The organism is Sphingobacterium sp. Ag1 (assembly GCF_000988325.1).
Taxonomy (GTDB): domain Bacteria; phylum Bacteroidota; class Bacteroidia; order Sphingobacteriales; family Sphingobacteriaceae; genus Sphingobacterium.
The window spans coordinates 761,138-783,183 of record NZ_LBGU01000043.1 but is presented as its reverse complement, the minus strand read 5'-3'; the positions used below and the strand labels follow the sequence as shown (position 1 = coordinate 783,183).

The window sequence follows — 22,046 nt, the reverse complement described above, 5'->3', positions numbered from 1 at the left end:
AAATAATTGTGGGCCTTTTTGTATTCAAGATAATTTTATTAGAATGTAAATTTCACAGATGCATTCCACGTTCTACCTTGGCCGATCAAAACAAAATTGGACGTATCAATACCATTCCAAGTATTGTTCACATCTGTCACCAAGTTGCTAGAAGTAGCTTCCGAGATATAGAACTTATTCAACACATTGTTCATGTTGACACGGAAACTCATGCTGTTCTTGTCACTTACCTTAACATTGTAAGAAAGACCGGCATCCAAAAGATTAAAAGACGGCAATTTCATATAGCGTCCATAGGTTTGGCCATCGATAACTTCCCTACGATAATTCGACGCATATAAACGCTCATAGTATCTGTAATTTGCGTCAACAGACAAACCTTTAAACACTTTATATTTAGCGCCAAATCCGTAAGAAGTTTGTGCTGCGTTACCAACGTGTTCACCTGTTAAATTCACCTGAGAACGCCCCAGTTCGATGCGGTTGTCGTTACGTACGACCGAATTTACTGCACCATCATACTTCCAGTCACCTATCGATAAAAATCCTGTTAGGCTTAATTTTTCGATTGGACGGGCTTCAAAATCAACTTCTACCCCTCTATGCACCTGTTTTACACCGTAATTGGTTGTATAAAGGTAGGCACCTTCGACCAAAATACCAGGATCATTTGTCGGATTGTATTTTTTCACATCATCTGCCGTCGCTAAACTCGAACTACCCGTAACACGATTTTCCCAAGTTGTACGGTAAACATTCACATTCACATCCAAGAATCGAGAAGCAAATTTGTAACCAGCCTCTAAACCAAGGATTTTTTCATTTTCAGCATTTTCATTAATATCATTTGCAAAGTTCATGAAAATATTGTTTTGATAAGGCTGACGGGAATAATACCCCGCATTACCAAAAACACTATGATGTCCCATTGTATAACTTACACCACCCTTGGTATTGTAGCCAAAATTGTTCACGTCTTTAGAATCCTCATTACCTGGCGTGTATTGAAAATAATCAGAACGTTTGTTTTGTTGTTCGGAAACCGATCCTTGGAAAAACGCTGTAAAGCCATTTTTCGCATATTCCAATTGACCGAACAGACCTCCGTAACGGATGTATTGATTGTAATCCCAAGCTAAACGATCTTCACGCGAATCAGGTTTACTGGAGAAAGCTTTCCAAGGATTTGTTGAGTATGTATTGGTAACCAATGGCTTATTAGGGAAATTAACATTACCGCCCAATACAACACCATTTGTATTTCCAAGTGGATCTGTCAATTTACGATAATGTGTACCCTTATAATCTCTCACATCAAAACCCACATTAAAATTCAGGGACTCTGAAAGCTTACGGTTATAATTGGAAACTATACCAAACCACTGATGATTGTTCACATCAGCAGCCAAATATTTGCCTTTGTTGTATTTATCACTTCTTAACGATTGACCACCCCCAGCAGCTAACGACGCATAAACGACAGTTGACAAAGATGATTTATCATCGATGGTCCAGTCCCAGTTCAAGTTGGCTACCGGCTTATGATAGAAGTTCTTTTGTGCATTCATCATCACGCCGTTTGCATCCTTATAATTGTCGTTGTAACGTCTGCCATTAGCGAGATAGTTCGACAATTTTGAGGTATATCCTTGGTTGTGCCACTGTGGTGCACCGGTTACCATGAAGTTCAGGTTGTGCTTTTCATTTGCTTTGTATCCAACGGACAAGAAATAACTTTGTCCAGCACCTTCCGTATGATCCATATAACCGTTACCTGACCATTGCGTAAACATAGCCGAAACAGCAAAACCGTTTTTCATCAGACCGGTATTGTAACCTACTGTTGCCTTCATAAACATATCGTTACCAACAGTAGTGCGGACAAAACCACCTTCTTTCATTGCGGTAGATTGTGTCACGTAATTTACGGTACCGCCGACAGATGAAATCGCTAATTTAGATGATCCCAAACCACGTTGAATCTGCACTAAAGAGGCAATATCTGTAAGTCCCGACCAATTTGACCAATATACACTTCCATTGTCCATACCATTGATCGGCTGACCGTTCAACAAAAATGCGGTATTGGACTGATCAAAACCACGTGTTGTCATAGAAGACTCACCAAAACCTTTTGCCTGACCAGTGATATAAACCGACGGGGTATTAGCTAATGCTGAAGTAATATCCTGTGCGCCTACCCTTTCCTCTAAATCCTGTTTACGGATCGTCGAAACGGCAATCGGCGTCTTTCTTCCCGCAGCAATATCAATAACACCATGACCGACAACAACAACCTCATCCAAATTTGTTGAAGATCCAGCCGTAAAAATTGGATTGATATTCAACGATTCCCCCGATTTCAGCATGATGTTTTCGAAAACAACAGGCGTTTCGCCAATGTAGGTTACCTCTACTTTGTAGGGACCTCCTTCTTGCAGATTTGAAATTTGAAATTTTCCTTGGGCATCGGCTGAGCCACTTACAACTTGACCACTTGGGATGTGGGTAATTTTAATGGTTGCTCCTTTAACCGTTTGTCCAGTAGCTTCTTTGACAACTCCTGAAACCGAACCAGTATTTGCTGTTTGACCATGAACGGCACTATAACTAGCAAAAACGAGGGCAAAAAAAAGTAAAGACTTTTTCATGTTAGATGTGATTGTTTTGTTTTTGTGGCGCAAAATTAGGAATTGATTGTCTTTTTAACTAATTTTAACAATAGGATTATCAGACCCTAGCGCTATACAAAACAAATCAGTTTTAAGCTTCCACAGAAAAATAGCTACTTCTAAAACAAAGAGGCAATAAAAAAACAGATTAAATAAAATAAATACAACACATTCATCACATTCTTAAAAAAACACTAAAAACAATCAGAATAACATTTTGTCTGTTTTGAATAAATCAAAATTTATCAATTTCGCGATTTTATATATACTACAAAAAATCGGGTCTTTCCATACATCATTTTTATCGACGTTCTTTTCCATCCACAGTAGATAAAATAAGCCCGTAAATAATTAACTTTAACTAAAATAATACCGTATGTTGTCAATCCAACAAGCTTATACAGGCATTCTTGAGCCAGAGTTAATTACTGCAATAGCCGAAAACGCACACATCAAAACGTTTCATGAGGGGGATCTCATCATTGATACCAATCAATACATCAAGTCGATGCCCCTCCTCCTAGATGGAGCAATAAAAATTGTCCGGGAAGATGAGGACAAAGGCGAACTGCTACTCTACTATTTGGAAAAAGGTCAAACCTGTACGATGTCAATAGCCTGTTGTCTCGGAAATAAAAAAAGTGAAATTCGTGCCCTCGCAGAAAAAACAACAACGGTTGCCATGATTCCAAATGAGCTTGTCAACCTTTGGATGGGAAAATACCCCTCTTGGCGAAATTTCATCATATCAAGCTATTCAAGCCGTATGGACGAAATGTTACAAGCTATTGATAGTCTAGCTTTTTCCAATATGGAAGAACGAATCATCCAATATCTGAAAGCCAAAGTAAAGCTGAACAACGACCGAATACTTACTCTTACGCATCAGGATATTGCTTCTGACCTAAACACATCCCGGGTAGTTGTCTCCCGAATTTTAAAAAAACTGGAACAGGAAGATAAAATAGTGCTCCTTCGCAACGAAATCAGGGTATTAGTGGAATGACCAAAACATTTGTATCTTTAGTTAGACGTAAATTTCAAGAGCTATTAATGTAATTTTAGATGAAGATAGAAAAATTAGGATTTATAGGATTAGGAAACATGGGGCATCCCATGGCTAAAAACCTGGAAAAAGCAGGATTTCCCCTTTCTGTTTACAATAGAAACCGTGCAAAAGCAGCGGGCTTTGAAGAGCAATCAATGATCAGAGAAGGTATAGCCGAATTGGTCGAACATGCTGATATTGTATTCTCCATGCTCACCAATGATGAAGCTGTCAATGAAGTATATGAAAAAATCCTTCAAGGAGATATCAAAGGGAAATTATTTGTCGATATGAGTACCATATCCCGTGAACTCACGCTGTCTATCGCATCCAAACTCAAAGAAAAAGGAGCCGCATTTATAGATGCACCTGTGGCCGGGAGTACAAAGCCAGCCACAGAAGGCACTCTTATTATTATGGTGGGTGGTGATCCCGAAGATCTTCATCGCGCCCGGCCATACCTCGAGCAGATGGGCAAGTCGATCAAACATCTTGGCGAAAATGGACAGGGAATTGCCGCCAAACTTGCGATCAACTATTTTCTTTCAACGATCTATCAAGGTCTCGCAGAGACGATCTTATTTTCAGATAAACTGGGAATTCAACGGAGTGATATGCTCGAAATCATCAATGATAGTGCCAGTGGCAGTGGCGCAACAAAAGTCAAAACGCCTTTACTGGTGGAAGAAAACTACAGTCCTGCTTTCGCGCTAGATCTTATGCTGAAAGATATTCGACTGGCGCAACAAGCCGGTGCCGAATATCCCCTCCTCAAGACATTACTCGATACCTACGGAAAAGCACACGACCAAGGTCTCGGACAACTCGATGTTATTGGTATTATTGAATCCATAAAGTCGTAACTTCAGGTTGGCGACAGCGGAAAAAATATACATTGAAAATTATATTTAGTTGAGATGGACTCCAAATTAGGTTCATTTCTGATCACATAAAATAATGAGCGGAACAAATTATTGACAGATGAAAACAGTTATGACACTATTGATGCTTACTATGGTCACGATGACTACGCAGGCCCAACAATTAAAGCAGGTTTCTTACCAGGATGGTGAACAAAAACTCAACGGCATGGTGACCGCCAATAGGGCAAAAAAAGGCCCTGCTGTCTTAATTCTTCCTGCGTGGAAGGGAATTGACAACGAAGCGAAACAAGCGGCATTGCTTCTTGAAAAAGAAGGTTACATCGCGTTCATTGCCGACATCTACGGTGAGGGAAATATTCCTGCGGACAACACCGCAGCTTCGAAAATTGCAGGCCACTACAAGACGGACTATAAAGCTTATCAGCACCGCATCAAGCTCGCATTAGAACAACTGAAAAAAGAAGGCGCAGATCCGACAAAAATTGCGATCATTGGCTATTGCTTTGGAGGTTCAGGAGCATTAGAAGCGGCGAGAGCCGACTTCCCCGTCAATGCCGTGATCAGTATCCACGGAGGCCTATCCAAAGCTGCCGATAGACCCAATGGTTCCATTAAAACAAAAGTACTCATTGAGCACCCTGCAGCCGATAAGAGCGTATCAAAAGAAGATTACGATGGGCTGGTCAAGGAATTAAATGAAGGAAAAGCAGACTGGCAAATAATTACCTACGCAAATTCTGGACATACGTTTACGAATCCCGAGTCAGCGGAATATAATCCCGTGATGGCCAAACGTGCCTGGGAGCACACCTTATTATTTTTGAAAGAAGTATTAAATTAAATAGCAAAGTCAACAACAGCAATATCGACCCAAATGAATTATAACGCGAAACTGCACATTTATCCGATTATCATTCAGTTGTTGATATTGCTGTTATATAGTCCCATTGCAGCATCGCAAACAGTAAAATCGTTAACAATAGCTAGCCCTACACAGGCAGTTCTGTTTGTAACCAATGAGTCCGATAAATCAACTGATTTTATCATGCGTTTACACGAAAAAAATGCTGCGGCGATTTTCAAGCAAGTACCTTTTAGCACAACAAATTTACTGGTCACAAAAACCGATGCAAAAAAACTTACATTTAGCGTTAAAAATCAACAATGGACCATCGATGTATTGTCATTGAAACAACGTCATGCCATGATCTTGTTTGATGGCTTAGGCAAACCCAAGATCATATACGATAGTAATACCTATCTGGCAGCAGCCAAATCCATATTAAGCAACAACACACAAGTTGCGTCAAAGAATCCTTCGTCACAATATAATGCCCAACATTTCTTTGACTCCATTGCACAAGTGCAATTTATTCCATCCAGGCAATATGCAGCGGCTATTATCGCCAATACAGCTCTCCCTCTTTACTACAGTCAGCGTAAAAATCAATGTGACGGCACGTACGTCATGCAGCAGTTTTCCGATGAAAATGAGGTGGAAACTGGAGCAATTGTGACGACTGTATATGAAGAAGGCAAAGAGCTCACATCCAACAATCTTTCCGGCGGAAATAATTATTTCAGCAAAAGATGCTATAATCAATTCGGACTTATCGACTCCATACAGTACCTTCAAAACAGCAAATGGAGCAACAGCACCATTTACCGTTATCTCCCAAACGCCATTGTTTCCTACGATCCAACATTACAAACAGCGACAATAGACCACTTGAACAGCAAACTCCAGGTTGTAAAAAGTGAATCCATTCATTTTTTATACCAGCGGATAGATTGGACCATTTACAGTTATGACAAACAGAATCGCATTAACGAAGAGGTGTCGGGCAGAAATGATCAAAGGGAAAGTCGGGTCCGTTATGCGTATAGCGATCCGAAAACAAGTGATTATATACTACGCCAAACCTTCGACCAAAATGACCAACTCACAGCGGAAATCAAGCGATCCTACCGGGCCAACGAAACAGTTGATGAATTCTACTTCAAGGGAGTATTGCAACAAAAATCAATTGTAAAAGATTTGGGAAACTGTACGTATGAAAACTGGAACTATAACGGGCATGGGAAGCTCACGGGCAAATACGTACAAACAAGAAAACCGCAATAGACATAGACCGAAAAGACAGTATACACCCGATGGAACAAAAGTTCTACCTCCTTATACAGTAAAAACGCAGGACAAAATCAAAAAAAGCGGCAAAAGATAGATTTCTGCATTAATTTTGATAGCGATAAATAAACATCGTATTGAAAAAAAGAAAACTGATCAGTCAACAGCACCCCATACTCTATTTTTTTGCAGTATGGGTAAGAAGAATGCAGCGAAAAGCCGTCTGGCTATTTGACGACAAAAAATACAGCACAGTTAAATCAGCTGAAAAACTTCCCTTTCGTATTAAAAAGCATCAGTCTGTATTATTAAAAAAGCTGGGCGAAAATAATATGCAATTGCAGATCAACAAAGTGACCAACCTAAAAATTGCAGCAGCACAGATCAATAGCATTCTGATCAGACCGAAGGAAACCTTTTCATTTTGTAAACTCGTGGGGCTTCCCACCGTAAAGAAAGGGTATCTGCCCGGCATGGAGTTATCCTTCGGTGAAGCAAGGGCGGGTATTGGCGGTGGAATCTGTCAAATATCCAATCTCATCCATTGGCTTGTTATCCATAGTCCACTCACCGTCAGCGAACGTTATCATCACTCCTTCGATCCTTTTCCTGACGATGGTCGTGTTTTGCCATTCGGCAGTGGGGCTACCGTATTTTATAACTACCGTGATTATCAATTCACCAACAACACGCCTTACACCTTCCAGATCAACCTCTGGTTTACAGAGAAATGTTTAGAGGGCGAATTGAGGATCGATCAGGAGCTGGATTTTGCATACCATGTCTTTGAAAAAGAACATCACTTTCTCAAAATAGACAATCAGTTCTTTCGTAAAAATGAGATTTGGCGCGAGAAGTTCTTAAAGTTTCAGGGTGGAAAGATTTTAGAAACAGAACTTTTAACCAAAAATTTCGCCCGAGTCACCTACGTCCCTACCCTGTATACTGAAATTAGTGCCGATCAAAATACGACCGATTAATTCAGCGAGCGAAGTGATCGAAAAATGATAAATATGAAAAGTCCACTTTTTTGTTTAAGTTTGGTATGGCTTTGGGGGTATTCTGTATAGAATTGAGATAGTCCCTTTGAACCTGATTCGGTTTATACCGGCGTAGGGAAAAGCAAAAATCCACTGTACAGCATACTCCTTCTGCACAGGCTATCGCTCTTCTTCCCCCCAAGGCCGCACCGTACATCTTAGCACATGTAAAAGAATGGAAGATTCAATTATCAATTTATTAGCGCAGCTGAGGGTTGAAAAACCCCTTGTACACAACATCACAAACTTTGTCGTGATGAACAATACCGCCAACGCACTTTTAGCCCTAGGGGCGTCCCCTGTGATGGTTCACAGTCCTTTAGAAGTACGCGAAGTTGTCGATATTGCGCAAGCTCTTGTCATTAATATCGGCACCTTGAGTGAAGATACAGCCGAAGCTATGCTGGTTGCTACCGAACATGCCAATACCATTGGACGGCCATGGGTACTTGATCCCGTGGGTGCCGGAATATCGGCATTCCGCAATGATTTATTAGCCAATCTACTTGATCTCAAACCAACGGTTATTCGGGGAAATGCATCAGAGATCATGACGCTGTACAATTTCAACCAACCGAACACAAAAGGAGTCGACAGCACGACAGCTAGTAAGGATGCACTCCGATTTGGCCAATTATTGCAAAAACAAACCGGCTCCATTATCTGTATTTCCGGAGAAGTAGACTATATTCTTTCCGAACAATACAGGGTTGAAGTCTTTAATGGCGCCCCTTTAATGACGCAAGTAACAGGACTTGGCTGTAGTGCTACTGCACTTATTGGTGCATTTCTAGGTGTTACAGACCAATATGTTGAAGCAGCTGTTGCCGGCGTGTCCATTTTGAGCTTGGCTGGAGAACTCGCGGCCCAAAAAGCCACTGGCCCGGGTACCCTACAATTGAACCTCTATGATGAGCTCTATCAGCTCAATGCAGAACGTCTAAAATCAAAGCTCAAGATCAAATGTTATGCGCATTAATCCGCTTTTTCCCTACCCTTTATATTTGGTAATTTCTGAGCGGGACTGTTATCCTCAACATTGGCTCAATGTCGCCGAAGAAGCCATCATTGGTGGAGTCGATCTTATTCAATTACGCGAAAAAGCTGACGATCCGGCCACATTTTTGGATAAAGCCATCCGTTTGAAAAAACTGACCGATCATTACGGTATTCCGCTCGTGATCAATGATGCCGTAGCAATCGCTGCAAAAATCGAGGCATGGGGAATACATGTGGGGCAAAATGATGTGCAGCCGCTCGCTATTCGCGAAAAATATGGTGACAAATTAACCATAGGCTGGTCCATAGAAGCTGTTCAACAGCTAGAAAGTCAACAAATGTGCGCTGTCGACCACCTTGGTGTAAGCCCCATTTTTTCAACGAGAACAAAAGTGGATACGGTAACCGAATGGGGAATTTCGGGTTTAAAGCAACTTAGGACTAGGACGGAAAAACCATTGATTGCAATCGGCAGCATGAATTTGCAAACCGCTGAACAGGCTTGGAAAGCAGGTGCAGACTCCATTGCAGTCGTTTCGGCCATCTGCCAAAGTCAAGATCCCAGAGCGGCCAGTGCACAACTAAAAGAACTATTAAAATGACAAAAGATAAAAAATACCGTGTCCCTACTGTACTCAGCATTGCAGGGTTCGATGGTAGTGGTGGAGCAGGCATACAAGCAGATACCAAAACCATATCGGCATTAGGTTGTTATGCCATGAATGTTTTAACTGCCTTACCCGTTCAGAACACACAAGGTGTAAGAAATATTTATGAAATCCCCACTGCAGCCGTCAAGGATCAATTGGATGCGATTTTTGACGACATCTATCCCGATGCAATCAAAATAGGGATGGTACACCATATTGAACTTGTGGAGCTTATTAGCAGCTATTTAAAAGAATATAAAGGGCCTATCGTATTTGACCCAGTCATGGTATCGACCAGTGGACACAAGCTCATTCACGATGATACGATTCAGGCCTGCATTGAACTTCTTTTTCCTTTGTCCACGTTAATTACACCCAATTTAGATGAGGTAAGTGTCTTAGTAAACGAAGTTATTGACACTGTTCAGAAAATGGAAAAAGCGGGAAAGACCTTGTTGGCCAAAGGTTGTCAATCCGTACTGATTAAAGGCGGACATCTCCAAAGTCAAGAGTTAACATCCTTATTGTTCCAGCACACGAATTCACCAATTGAATTCAAATCACAAAAAATTAACAGCAAAAATACACATGGTTCCGGTTGTTCGCTTTCTTCAGCAATTGCGAGCCATTTGGCACAAGGCGTTGGTCTCGATAGCGCGGTAGATTTCGCATTGGCCTATATACACGCAGCAATAGCCGGTAGTAAAGATCTTCTTATTGGCAAAGGAAATGGGCCATTAAATCACTTCCACAATCCGATTAAACTTATTCAATATGAACTGGACTGATCATGCCTGGGAATCCATAACAGCTATTTATTCGGATATACTTACTATGCCGTTTATTGTTCAGCTTAGTGATGGTAGTCTTCCCCTGGATAAATTTCAATTTTACATGCAGCAGGATGCTTTCTATTTAGAAGAATTTGGCCGTGTGCTCGCCTTTATAGGTGCAAAAAGTGCGGATAACCAACAAGCATTGGACTATTTCGAATTTGGTCGCAATGCGCTTCTTGTTGAACGGGCATTACACGAAAATTACTTTCGGGAGTTTGGTTTAAGTCCTGTCGACGAGAACAACAAGATCCAACCAACCTGCCATCATTATGTACATTTTCTCAAAAGCGTCGCCGCTTTCGAGAGCGTTGAGGTCGCAATGGCGGCAACACTTCCCTGTTTTTGGATTTATAAAGAGGTCGGAGACCACATTGTATCGACAGCAAATACGCAGGGAAATTCCTATTCAAAATGGATAGAAACTTATAGCGGTGACGATTTTGCACAAGGAGTTATCAAGGCGAAAGACTACGTGGACAAAATTGCAGCAGAAACTACTGCAACAAAACGGGAGAAGATGCGACAAGTATTTGTAACAGCTTCCCAATTAGAGTATCAATTCTGGCTAGCAGCCTACAAACGAAGGGTATGGTAAACAAACTATTGTCCGATACCGAACAGTTGATGTTCAAAAATGAGCACGAACTAAAATAGGACTCAGCAGCAAAACTGGTGTTAACCAATATTTTAGACGGATTTAAAGTTTTGGCATTACTATTATACTATAAGTAGCCGTTAACAATAAGGTGTACATATAATAAGCACACAGGATAAGATAAAAGGGAAATTAAAATGAAACTTTAAGCAGTAATATATCTAAACTAATAACAGAAAAATAATGAAAAGAATCTTAACCATTGCCTTTATTTCATTTTTATATGTAGCTCAGGCACAAGAACGCGAAACACGTAAGATCACTGCTCCAGATGGCATTTCATCGGCAACTTCATTACGTGTAGATTATATTTACTCTAATCGCAATGAGGTTGTTGTTGAAGCAGATAATCCCGAACATTTATCCCTCATCGAAACGACTGTAAAAAACGGTACACTGTATGTACAGTATAAAAGAAACAGTTCAATCAGAAATGCGAGAAACAATCGCGTAACTGTTTACTCAAGCAAGATACCGACACGCTTTTCGGCATCATCCAGCAGTTCGATCTATACCGATGAAACGATTAAGGCAAACAAAATTTCTGTAGACGTATCCTCCTCCGCAAAAATATCGCTTAAAAAATTAATTGCTGATGATATCAACCTTTCAACGAGCTCTTCTAGCAAGTTAACGACAGATGTCAGCAGTAAAAATTTGCAAGTATCGGCAAGCAGTTCGTCTAAGCAGGAAATTGCGGGTAGCGCTTCAAATTTAAATTTGAACACCAATTCATCCGCATCGGTTGACATGAGCCGTTTCTCGACAACAAATGCCCAAATACAAGCCAATTCGTCTGCAAATGTAACGCTCAGCGTGAAAGAAAACTTACAGGGAAATGTTTCTACATCGGCAAGAATTGCGTTAAAAAATCAGCCAAAAAATGTCCAAGTTGACAAATCAACAAGTGGCAGAGTAGTATTGTAATTTTTAGTGTGGTCTTTAAAAAAGACTGTTTATTTATGTTTAATGTTTAGTTAGCTTAAAGGTGATACATACCCCAGTATCACCTTTGCTTTTATCGGCCTTTTTGCTCACACTTCTCCTTCTCCTTCTCCTTCTCCTTCTCCTTCTCCTTTCCTTCTCCTTATAAATTCACACATTTATCACCTCAAAAAGCAATATCAGGAGTTTAGTGAAATCGATAGCAACACCAGATTTCAGCTTAAAAAAAACTATTTTTAGATCTCGGTTTCACGACATTTTTGTATATTAATATTCATAATAAATGACAAACTTTCGAGGCAATGGATAATCTTATAGCGACTTGTATCAAGCAATTTCAATATTATAAATCATTGGGTGATAAAACAATTGCACAGCTAAGCACTGAACAACTCTTTTGGCAACCCAATGATTCGAGCAATAGCATTGCATTAATTGTTAAACATTTAGGTGGAAATATGCTTTCTCGATGGACCGATTTTCTCACCACAGATGGCGAAAAAGAAAATAGAAACCGTGATCAGGAGTTTGAGAACAGCTGGGCCGATCGCAATGAGCTTATTACCTATTGGAATGCCGGATGGGCCTGTTTGTTTCAGGCTATTGAATCCCTCAAAGAAGAAGATCTCGCTAAAATTATCTATATCCGTAATCAAGGACATACCGTCATGGAAGCGATCTTACGGCAGCTAGCACATTATCCCTATCACATCGGTCAGATGCTCTATATCGGGAAAATATGTTTGGATGACAAATGGACCTCCCTATCGATACCCAAGGGTAATTCAGCTTCCTATAATAAGGAGAAATTCAGCCACGAAAAACAGCAACAACATTTCACGTCCGAGTATCTACAGAAGGATCAGGAGAAGAGGTCTTAAATCAGCTTTTAAACTCAATTAACGCCGTAATTACTTGTATGGAAGCAGTGGATTTTAAGTTAATTTTCGCAAACTTTTAAGTATATTTGTCATACATACAATTAGTCTTTTTTTTTGATTTCATTGGTAAGTAGGTTGTTTTAAAAACTATGAAAAATTCGATTAAGATCATCAATAATTACGAGTACAAAAAGTTATTTCTACCGGATGTTTCTGAGCACAATTTATTCAATGAGAATAAAATTCAAGTCTATCGAATCGAGAATTACCTCCGCAGTATCCTGATGCCTGTCATCCCCTATCGTACAACGTTTAATTTTCTCATTTTTGTAACGAAGGGATCACTGACCCAGCATCTCGAAAGCGCATCTTATACCTTAACCGAAAATCAAGTCATTAACATTAAACAAGGTAATATCACGGCAACGCTGGCAATTTCTGATGATGTAGAAGGTTTTTTCGTGGTCTATGAAAATGAAATTGTGACTGATATTGAACTCGGTATAAACGATATCAAATTTTTCAATTCCCATCCTTTTACCACACTAAAACCCCATGTAGCGCACTGGATCCAGCAAATGCTCATGTTGTTGGAAGAGGAACTTTTTACCGAGGGCCGCGTGATGGAAGTCTGCATATCCATGATGCAGTGTGTCCTATTGAAGGTGATAAAATCGGATATTGAAACAAAGGCACCGATGAGCCGACAGCTCGATATCGCTTTCCGTTTTCGCGAATATGTACAAAAATTCCATATTGATCATAAAAACGTATTATTCTATGCCAATTTATTGCATATTTCAGAAAATTACCTCAATAAATGTGTAAAAGAAGCGACGAATAAACCTCCGAAGCAATGGATTAGCGAAATAAGTATTTTACATAGTCAGATTCTGCTGCAGGACGCGACGAGAGATATCGCTGGAATAGCCTTTGAATTGAAATTTCAATCGCCATCCTATTTCACCAGACTATTCAAAAAAATCACTGGGTATTCACCCAGTGACTATCGGAAACATAAGTTCATGGCGGACTAATGCTTTTTTCGGTAAGGCAGATTCCAGATTAAATCTACAGCTAAATAATGAACCCCAAAATCTACGTTATCATAGCCTTTAATTAAGTCGTTCATATAACCCAGATCCAATCGCAAAGGTGTCTTAGGAATATCTGTCATGTAATAGAAACCCAAGCGGGTCTCTTTATAGCCAAAGCTAGACCAGGTACTAACAGGTTCGTAGAGCTTACTGATTGCAAAAAGTCCCTCTGCGCTCAACGCCAATTCCTGCTTATTTTTAGCTGAAATTTTAAAATTCAGTTGCGACTTCAAGCGGGTCCTAAATTGAAAATTCTCTTCTGCTTTTTGAAAATCGGCTGTAAAGAATTTTCGGAACTCTTGCCTTAATGTATTTTTCCATTTCAAACGATCGTTAAAGGTCAATGTATACGCGTATCGACCATACAACCTAAACTCTTGCTCAACACCTTCGTTATGATATGGCGCCGCCTCATCGTAAACGTTTTGGCGACGGTAACTCAACGCATAACTATATTGTTGATTTTTGGCAAATTTATGATAGACCTCATGGTTTAACACCCAAATAGCCTGCTTGTGAAATGGATTTGAATCGTCCGGTGTGCTTTTAGTCCCTAGACCAATATAAGTCAATGCTTCCTTCGTTCCAGCACTGTCCAATTTCCTTCGCAAGCCCAAAACCGACCAAGATGCGGTCCTTGCTTTTCCTAATCCCGGCGGACTGACTTGTCCGTACACCGTATTCACATGAATTCCCAATAAGAGCATTATTGGGAATAGTTTTACTAAACGAAATTTAAACATACATAAAATTTTAGTTCACAAAAAAGGACTAGGAAGTCCCTTCAGCCGATGAAAACCTATTCACCAACCATTGATCGATCAGTTTGACAGGGTGCATAGCCCACATCGCAAAAACAAATGGAAAAGTCAATGTTGTCCATCCGTTGTGAATCAAAAAATGATCAAAATATGTTGCGATAATTGTTCCGATCAGAACAAATACACCATCTCTAACGCGGGGGCCGCTTAGGGCAATTCCAACCAAAACCGCATTGAAGCTAAAAATGCCATTATTGGTCATATCTACAGATTCATGACCATGGTGTGATATATAAACACTGATGATAACAGCAGCGAAACCGTAAAGTGCGCCCATAGGATTGCTCAGGAAAACCCCGATGAAAAAGATCAATCCAGCAATTAAACTACCCTGAAAAATAACCTGACCAAAGGCATGGCCTTCGATTAAGAAGTCATCCATTTCCTGAATATCAACAAAATGCTCGGGAACAGTCCGCAAGGCCAGTTCTGGAATACTCAACACATACAATGCGATCCAGGTAATTAAGATAAAAGGAAATGTAAATACCGGCAGATTCTTCTTTAATGCAAACCCCATCAAGATGGTGGTCAACGCAGATCCTACGATTAAGGCTCCCCATACCCAAACGTTTGTCTGGAAATAGAACACCAAAGCAATACCGTAAAGCGTAGCATTAAATCCGAAAAGTCCATCATTGATATGATCCTCATCAAATTTCATCAACTTGGCCGTCAGTACGCCAACGATGTTGGCGAGAACCCCTGCAAAGCCCATAAGTGCCGAATCATAAATAATGGCTCCGATAAATAAGATACCCGTCCAAATGTTACCCTGTAACATAATCTGCCCAAATCCTTTAAAAAAAGCTTTAATAAAAGCTAGGATGTTATTTTTCATTGGAATATAATTAGTTGTTATTCAAAAATATGTTGTCCCATAATGTGCTTTGCATTTCTTTAAAAAGAAGATAAAGCTGTTCGGCACCGTAACCTAAAACGCGAACCATAAAACCGTCATGTTGCAATTCACTAATACCAAACGCAACGTCTTTGGTTTCCCCGTATTGCTCATGGAAAGCCTCGATCCAATCACTTGGATTCAAGCCGGCGCTATTCAGATAGATCAACGTTCCCTGGTGCGTATAGCCTTCCAAAATACCCAAACCTTGTATAGGCATACGATCTGGCTGCAGCAATACATTATCCTTCACCACGAGCCTACCATTGACATAGCATTCTGTCAGATTTTGAAAGTGGTTGTACATAAACTCTTCACCGGACATTTTCCGGCCACAAGTCACGATTTCACTCAGCAATAAGTGACAATTTGAAGCAAGATGTACAATGTTATGGCTCAAAAAATGAGACGAATGCTGAGGTACTACTGGATGAGGTACATAAGAAAAAACAGCATTTTCGCCTACATTCACTTCCATCGTTTGGGACGAATGACCTTTCATATGAAACAAACGCTGGTAAGCCTGCGTTTGTAACTGTAACTTAGAACCCGGAGCAATATCAACTTGAATACGATGGTCATCTCCATCCAACAAACCAGGCGATGAACTCATAATCATCAAGTACGCGGCATTGTCTTTTTGATATTGCCCAACAGGAACGATACGAAACGGTTGTGTGGCATACGCATCTTTTAAAAAGGATTTTCCTTCGCGATGTGCTATCTTAATAGCTAAAGAACAAATCATAATTAACGTAGTAAATTAGGTTCCTCAATATCTTGAAGGAGTGCGTATTTTTTAATCCAGCCCACAATCTCTTCCAAACCATCGCCGGTTTTTAGATTTGAAAACAAGAACGGAGAACCTTTACGCATTTTACGCGCATCATGCTCCATCACTTCTAAGCTTGCACCTACATAGGGTGCCAAATCTTTCTTATTAATCAACAACAGGTCTGATCTTGTAATTGCCGGACCACCTTTACGCGGCATTTTTTCACCTTCGGCAACATCAATGACGAAAATGGTGATATCGGCGAGATCCGGACTATAGGTAGACGTCAGGTTATCACCGCCACTTTCAATCAAAATCAACTCTAAATCCGGGAAACGACTTGCCAGCTCATCCACAGCTTCCAGATTCATACTCGCGTCTTCCCGTATCGCGGTGTGCGGGCAACCGCCGGTTTCTACACCGATAATTCGTTCACGGGGAAGCAAACTATTTTTGGCCATATATTCCGCATCCTCCTTGGTATAGATATCATTGGTAATTACGGCAAGATCAATTTCATTCATCAAACGTCTGCTCAATCGTTCCAATAATGCTGTTTTACCAGATCCTACCGGACCACCAACCCCTATTTTAACATATTTTCTATTTTCCATTTTAATTGTTCTTTAAGAAATATAAACTCTAGAATATAATCGTTCGTGTTGCATGCAACGGATATCAAATCCGATGTTGCATAAACCCACTAAATTCCGTTCAACTGTTAAGGTCTCTTTGCAGAGATCAAGTATATCATCATGTAAACCAAAAAGTATATCCTGGCCATCCAATTGTCCTAATGGCACAAGTTTAACAGCATTGGTCACCATCGTAATGGCGGCATTATAGTAAAAGCCGTGTAACGCTTCTTCCAAAGGAATTTCTAAAAGTGACGCCAACATGCCATACATCAAACAGTAATGACTATCTACTTCCTTCTTTTGGATTAATTCGCCCCAGGACAGCATAAAATCCTGCTGTTGATACCGACTGAATATTTTATAAATACGTAAGCCCAGTTTTTTACTGGCATCGCGAATTTCTCTTGGGCTTTTTAATGCTGTACATTCTTGATCCAGGGCGATCAATGTATCCATGTCCTGCGAAGAAGTTGCTTCATAGGCCAATTTCATCAAAGCAGCATCATTATACTTCAAATTATACCAGAGGTTATGACGCACATAATTGTCTGCCGTAGCCTTATCACAGACCAAGCCCTGTTGCACATAAGTCTCCAGTCCATTGGAATGGGTAAACCCACCAATTGGCAATGTAGGATCTGCTAAATGGAGTAACTTGCCTAGAAATGTATTTTTCATTGACATTATTTTTTATTATAAGTATATATCATCAAGGACCTATCAATTCCTTGCGCAATCTTCGCTATCATTGGGCATTAAACCGATACCGGCTGTTGGCGCCTGTAAATTCATGAAGACTTTATCGCTGATTAACAGCGGTATATTCTTCGTCGAAGACTTCATCTTCTGATGATGTTTCGGATCGACATTAGCATTGAGCTGATGTAAAAGTTGACGCTCGCCACACTGGGGGTCAAAACCTTGTTTCACAAGCCATTCATACATTGACCGTTCATAAGGCATGAGCAATTCATTTGCCTCCACAAATAGAGGCAAATGTTTGTTTCCAATTTCACTGCTTACAAAGGCCGTTCGCTGGAAATCAATTGCCATGACACGGATGACTTCACAAGGTTTGATCGTTACCACAACAATTTTCTCTTCATCTTCGTACAAGATATCGCCATCCTGCAAGCTGGATGTCTTGCCCAACAATTTGACAGCAATATCCATTCCCTCCGCTGTACGTAAACGTTGAATACGTTTGGTCGACTCATACCATTCAATAGCAAGCAAATCCAGACGCTTAGTGACCTGCTCACCATGAATATTCCTTGTGATTTCCGTGATTATCATTTTTTAATTCTTAACAAATAGATTTTTAGACAGACCTAAACCTACAGTTGATCCATTGATTCCTGTAATAACTTCGTGATCGTTCGGAATAGCGGGATCTTTACTATTCGTCTTTTTATAAGAAAGTTCAGCTATTTTGGCCTTTAATGCCCAACCTTTTCCCAAGGCGATGCCAACAAGTGGATATACTCTAAACAAGTAACCGTTGTATTTACCATCGACCATGGCTCCGTTGGAATTGACATGTTGATCGCCCCAAAGGTAATGTACGTCCACCTGGCCTATCAACATAAAGTGCTCACTCAATGGCCAGGTATTGCTGTAAAATGGTCCTACTTCATGCGAATGATCCGTAAAATCCAAGGTCTTATTTTTGGACGAGTTGAATCCATAATTTAAACCGACGTTCATGTTGTCGGTGAAAAAATATGCAGCACCTAATGGTGCGGCACTAAATTGATGCCCAGCCGTCGTTTCGTGGTAATTCAGTGACCCATAAACCATGATACCTCCCTTTTGCGCATAGGCAGATTGAATGGTAAAGCACGCTATTGCTATACAACAGCCTAAGAATGTCTTCAAATTTTTCATTAGCGTAAATCGTATTTTAGCTTAATGAAGCACCATGAGCAATCATTATTCCCTCTCTTTATGCGCTTTTGATAAGCCCATGATGATTTCATCAATACATTGTTTTTTCATAGCTTATGGCGTGATCTTAAATCACGCCATAAAAAGTAGTTATAGGGTTAAAACAAGAAGTATCGTTGTCCCAACGAAACGGTATCCACAGGTTTCGACCGCAAGATCTCGCCGTCAAGACTTACCTCATAATTCTCCGGATTGACGATAATTTCAGGTGTAGCATCATTATGGATCATATCTTTTTTGGAGATATTTCGACAATTTTCCACAGGTAACAAGGAGCGTTCCAAACGATATTCATCCTTAATGCCTTTTTCAAAAGCCACTTTAGAGACAAAGTTAAAGCAGGTACGATGCACAGCCTTTCCTAATCCGGCAAACATGGTTCTAAGGATAATAGGCTGCGGTGTAGGAATAGAAGCATTTGCATCCCCCATTTTAGCAGCGATGATCATTCCTCCTTTCACAATAATTTCTGGTTTTGCACCGAATAGATCTGGACGCCAGATAACCATATCGGCAATTTTACCAGGCTCGATTGAACCAACATAGTTGGAAATGCCGTGAGCAATTGCTGGGTTGATGGTATATTTCGCTACATAGCGACGTGCACGGAAATTATCGTTGTCTTTACCTTCGTCTTCAGGTAACGGACCGACTTGTTTCTTCATCTTGTCTGCAGTCTGCCAAGTCCGTGTGATGACTTCACCTACACGACCCATTGCCTGTGAATCCGAGCTCATGATACTGAATACACCACGATCTTGCAGTACATCCTCAGCAGCAATCGTTTCTGGACGGATACGAGAATCGGCAAAAGCTACGTCTTCCGGAATTTCTTTACTCAAGTGGTGACAAACCATCAGCATATCCAAGTGCTCGTCAATCGTATTTTTAGTGAATGGACGTGTTGGATTGGTCGATGCCGGCAAGACGTTTGGATACATCGCAGATTTGATGATATCTGGAGCGTGACCGCCACCAGCACCCTCGGTGTGGAATGTATGGATGACACGTCCATTGATAGCTTGAATAGTATCTTCTAGGAAACCCGCTTCATTCAGTGTATCCGTATGGATGGCCACCTGCACATCGTATTTATCAGCAACTGTAAGTGCACGATCTATCGTTGCCGGAGTCGCTCCCCAATCCTCGTGGATTTTTACCCCCAAAGCTCCTGCTTCGATTTGCTCCACAATTGGTTGCTCTGTCCCCACATTACCTTTTCCAAAGAAACCAAAGTTCATCGGAAGGTCTTCAACCGCTTGTAACATGCGCCGTATATTCCACTTTCCTGGAGTTACCGTAGTTGCATTTGTTCCATCTGCGGGACCAGTTCCGCCACCTATCATTGTTGTTACCCCACTATACAAAGCGGTCTCAATCTGTGTAGGGCTGATGTAATGGATGTGTGTATCAATACCTCCTGGTGTAACAATATATCCAGCACCACCATGTACCTCTGTAGATGCGCCAATAATCATGTTGGGTGTAATATTGTCCATGGTATCAGGGTTCCCTGCGCGCCCCACACCGACAATCTTACCATCTTTGATACCGATATCACCTTTTACTATTCCCCAGTGGTCAATCACAATGGCACCGGTGATGACCAAATCTAATGTTCCTTCATCACGCTTCTGAATGGAAGACTGACACATCCCGTCACGTACCGTTTTACCACCGCCAAACTTAGCTTCATCACCATAATGAGCATAGTCTTTCTCCACCTCAACAATGATATCGGTATCTCCTAAACGAACTTTATCTCCTGTTGTAGGGCCAAAAATGGCGCTATAATTGATTTTTTTTACTTTCAAACTCATGATACTTTATTTTTAAAGCCTTGTTCTTTTACTTTTTTCAGCGCATTTGCTTTCGCAACCTCAGTTTCGGTATTACCATTCACCAAATCGTTGTGACCATAGATATTTCGGCCACCTGCATACGGTACCAACTCAATCTCTTTTGTCTCACCGGGTTCAAACCGTACTGCTGTGCTGGCAATAATGTTCAATCGTTTACCAAAAGCTTTCTCACGATCAAATTCCATCATTTTATTCACTTCGAAAAAGTGAAAATGTGAGCCTACCTGAATTGGTCTGTCACCAGTGTTGGTAACTTCTATTGTAGTAACTTCTCTACCTTCATTGCAGATCACATAGCCATCTGCAATAAAAAATTCTCCTGGGATCATAGATTATATTTTTAACAATTAGCGAATCGGGTTATGAACAGTAACCAGTTTTGTACCATCTGGAAATGTAGCTTCTATCTGTACATCATGAATCATGTCGGGCACACCTTCCATAACATCTTCACGTGTCAACAATGTTGCACCATACTGCATTAAATCGGCGACAGTACGTCCGTCACGAGCGGCTTCCAATAGTTCACTACTGATCAATGCAATAGACTCCGGATAGTTTAATTTAAGTCCTCTAGCTTTACGTTTTTTCGCTAGTTCGCCGGCAAGATGAAGCAATAGCTTCTCTGTCTCTCTAGGTAATAAATGCATATAAATTTATTTAAATTGTTGTTATTCGAATTAAAAACAAGTCACGGTGGGTACAGGTCACGACAAGGTCATACGACTTAAAAAAATCGTTCAAAATCGTGATTAAAAGGACAGATTACACCCTTATGCAGCGCAAGGTCTGTCTCTTCTCAACCCTTGTAAGAAATGGAAATTTTTATCCCAGAAACGGGATCTTTAAACTTTGGAAAAGAATATATTTTGGCGGAAGGATCAATCGATCCATGTAAGGCCTTCTGTTATTCTGAATTTTGAGACATACAGGATAGCAGAATACAAAAAGACAAATTGAAAGCACCCCCCAATAGAGCAGCTTGCTCCATTCATCCTTGAGGTCCATCTGCTCAGTAATATCATAGAAATCATGATCTTTAACCGCAGCAACCAAGTTTTCCCGCTCGGTATTTCCTGAACCTTTTTCTAGATGAGCTTGAAGTGTCGACAGACTTAGGCGGACGAGGGGTAAATGCTGAACAGTAGAATGCGATGGCATAGCTATTCCTTTCATGAGCAGGGTGCTCAAAAGAAAAACTAAAAAGACTAAACTATACCTCATTCTTGTGTTCACAATACTATTATTTGTTGTTCAAATTTACAAC

The 22,046-nt window shown here is 40.5% G+C and carries 23 protein-coding genes, 1 pseudogene and 1 riboswitch; of the genes and pseudogenes, 12 read left to right on the top strand and 12 right to left on the bottom strand.

The window, feature by feature from the left end; genetic code table 11:
* Window positions 1-38 precede the first annotated feature (38 nt).
* Window positions 39-2,651, bottom strand: a complete 2,613-nt coding sequence (locus tag AAW12_RS20565) for a TonB-dependent receptor (RefSeq protein WP_046675432.1) — start codon at window positions 2,649-2,651, stop codon at window positions 39-41.
* 397 nt (window positions 2,652-3,048) lie between these two features.
* On the opposite strand from AAW12_RS20565, the gene AAW12_RS20560 reads away from it, so the two are divergent.
* From AAW12_RS20560 to AAW12_RS20505, 12 genes are all read left to right on the top strand, one after another.
* Complete coding sequence (locus tag AAW12_RS20560) at window positions 3,049-3,678, top strand: Crp/Fnr family transcriptional regulator (protein WP_046675431.1); 630 nt, start codon at window positions 3,049-3,051, stop codon at window positions 3,676-3,678.
* Window positions 3,679-3,737: 59 nt separating this feature from the next.
* Window positions 3,738-4,583: an NAD(P)-dependent oxidoreductase gene (locus tag AAW12_RS20555; RefSeq protein ID WP_053003875.1), complete on the top strand. Its 846-nt coding sequence runs from the start codon at window positions 3,738-3,740 to the stop codon at window positions 4,581-4,583.
* A 118-nt stretch (window positions 4,584-4,701) separates the two neighbouring features.
* Window positions 4,702-5,445 carry a dienelactone hydrolase family protein gene (locus AAW12_RS20550; protein ID WP_046675430.1) on the top strand — a complete coding sequence of 248 codons (744 nt, stop codon included), beginning with the start codon at window positions 4,702-4,704 and terminating at the stop codon, window positions 5,443-5,445.
* Window positions 5,446-5,478: 33 nt separating this feature from the next.
* Window positions 5,479-6,729 carry a hypothetical protein gene (locus AAW12_RS20545; protein ID WP_046675429.1) on the top strand — a complete coding sequence of 417 codons (1,251 nt, stop codon included), beginning with the start codon at window positions 5,479-5,481 and terminating at the stop codon, window positions 6,727-6,729.
* Between the two features lie 140 nt (window positions 6,730-6,869).
* Window positions 6,870-7,712, top strand: a complete 843-nt coding sequence (locus AAW12_RS20540) for a VanW family protein (protein ID WP_231585313.1) — start codon at window positions 6,870-6,872, stop codon at window positions 7,710-7,712.
* 63 nt (window positions 7,713-7,775) lie between these two features.
* Window positions 7,776-7,868, top strand: a riboswitch (TPP riboswitch).
* A 79-nt stretch (window positions 7,869-7,947) separates the two neighbouring features.
* A complete protein-coding gene (gene thiM / locus AAW12_RS20535) occupies window positions 7,948-8,751 on the top strand; it encodes a hydroxyethylthiazole kinase (protein WP_046675427.1) in 804 nt (267 codons plus the stop codon).
* Window positions 8,741-9,373 (top strand): thiamine phosphate synthase, encoded by a 633-nt coding sequence (gene thiE / locus AAW12_RS20530; protein ID WP_046675426.1) that lies wholly within the window; start codon window positions 8,741-8,743, stop codon window positions 9,371-9,373. The genes thiM and thiE overlap by 11 nt, the downstream gene beginning before the upstream one ends.
* On the top strand, window positions 9,370-10,209 hold the full coding sequence (gene thiD / locus AAW12_RS20525) for a bifunctional hydroxymethylpyrimidine kinase/phosphomethylpyrimidine kinase (RefSeq protein ID WP_046675425.1): 840 nt from the start codon (window positions 9,370-9,372) through the stop codon (window positions 10,207-10,209). The genes thiE and thiD overlap by 4 nt, the downstream gene beginning before the upstream one ends.
* Entirely contained in the window at window positions 10,196-10,852 is a 657-nt protein-coding gene (gene tenA, locus AAW12_RS20520) for a thiaminase II (RefSeq protein ID WP_046675424.1), read from the top strand. The genes thiD and tenA overlap by 14 nt, the downstream gene beginning before the upstream one ends.
* 243 nt (window positions 10,853-11,095) lie before the next feature.
* Window positions 11,096-11,839: a GIN domain-containing protein gene (locus AAW12_RS20515; protein ID WP_046675423.1), complete on the top strand. Its 744-nt coding sequence runs from the start codon at window positions 11,096-11,098 to the stop codon at window positions 11,837-11,839.
* Window positions 11,840-12,159: 320 nt separating this feature from the next.
* Window positions 12,160-12,738, top strand: a complete 579-nt coding sequence (locus AAW12_RS20510) for a DUF1572 family protein (protein WP_046675422.1) — start codon at window positions 12,160-12,162, stop codon at window positions 12,736-12,738.
* A 149-nt stretch (window positions 12,739-12,887) separates the two neighbouring features.
* Window positions 12,888-13,775, top strand: a complete 888-nt coding sequence (locus AAW12_RS20505) for a helix-turn-helix domain-containing protein (protein WP_046675421.1) — start codon at window positions 12,888-12,890, stop codon at window positions 13,773-13,775.
* Here AAW12_RS20505 and AAW12_RS20500 read toward each other — a convergent pair.
* The 11 genes and pseudogenes from AAW12_RS20500 to AAW12_RS20450 form a co-directional block, all read right to left on the bottom strand.
* Window positions 13,772-14,578 carry a DUF2490 domain-containing protein gene (locus tag AAW12_RS20500; RefSeq protein WP_053003873.1) on the bottom strand — a complete coding sequence of 269 codons (807 nt, stop codon included), beginning with the start codon at window positions 14,576-14,578 and terminating at the stop codon, window positions 13,772-13,774. The two genes, AAW12_RS20505 and AAW12_RS20500, sit on opposite strands and share 4 nt — an antisense overlap.
* A 28-nt stretch (window positions 14,579-14,606) precedes the next feature.
* Window positions 14,607-15,497 (bottom strand): urea transporter, encoded by an 891-nt coding sequence (locus tag AAW12_RS20495; RefSeq protein WP_046675420.1) that lies wholly within the window; start codon window positions 15,495-15,497, stop codon window positions 14,607-14,609.
* 10 nt (window positions 15,498-15,507) lie between these two features.
* Complete coding sequence (locus AAW12_RS20490; protein WP_046675419.1) at window positions 15,508-16,305, bottom strand: urease accessory protein UreD; 798 nt, start codon at window positions 16,303-16,305, stop codon at window positions 15,508-15,510.
* Window positions 16,306-16,307: 2 nt separating this feature from the next.
* The gene (gene ureG, locus AAW12_RS20485; protein ID WP_046675418.1) at window positions 16,308-16,946 is read right to left on the bottom strand and encodes an urease accessory protein UreG; all 639 of its coding nucleotides are present in this window, start codon (window positions 16,944-16,946) and stop codon (window positions 16,308-16,310) included.
* Window positions 16,947-16,958: 12 nt separating this feature from the next.
* The gene (locus AAW12_RS20480) at window positions 16,959-17,648 is read right to left on the bottom strand and encodes an urease accessory protein UreF (protein ID WP_046675417.1); all 690 of its coding nucleotides are present in this window, start codon (window positions 17,646-17,648) and stop codon (window positions 16,959-16,961) included.
* Between the two features lie 42 nt (window positions 17,649-17,690).
* Complete coding sequence (locus AAW12_RS20475; protein WP_084823259.1) at window positions 17,691-18,266, bottom strand: urease accessory protein UreE; 576 nt, start codon at window positions 18,264-18,266, stop codon at window positions 17,691-17,693.
* 3 nt (window positions 18,267-18,269) lie between these two features.
* A complete protein-coding gene (locus tag AAW12_RS20470; RefSeq protein ID WP_053003872.1) occupies window positions 18,270-18,857 on the bottom strand; it encodes a hypothetical protein in 588 nt (195 codons plus the stop codon).
* A 158-nt stretch (window positions 18,858-19,015) separates the two neighbouring features.
* Window positions 19,016-20,737, bottom strand: coding sequence for an urease subunit alpha (gene ureC / locus AAW12_RS20465; RefSeq protein WP_046675416.1), 1,722 nt, complete (start codon window positions 20,735-20,737; stop codon window positions 19,016-19,018).
* 65 nt (window positions 20,738-20,802) lie between these two features.
* Window positions 20,803-21,108, bottom strand: a pseudogene (gene ureB / locus AAW12_RS20460) (urease subunit beta); the annotation flags it as partial.
* Window positions 21,109-21,126: 18 nt separating this feature from the next.
* A complete protein-coding gene (gene ureA, locus AAW12_RS20455; RefSeq protein ID WP_046675414.1) occupies window positions 21,127-21,429 on the bottom strand; it encodes an urease subunit gamma in 303 nt (100 codons plus the stop codon).
* A 175-nt stretch (window positions 21,430-21,604) separates the two neighbouring features.
* Window positions 21,605-21,955 carry a hypothetical protein gene (locus AAW12_RS20450; protein WP_046675413.1) on the bottom strand — a complete coding sequence of 117 codons (351 nt, stop codon included), beginning with the start codon at window positions 21,953-21,955 and terminating at the stop codon, window positions 21,605-21,607.
* Window positions 21,956-22,046: the final 91 nt, after the last annotated feature.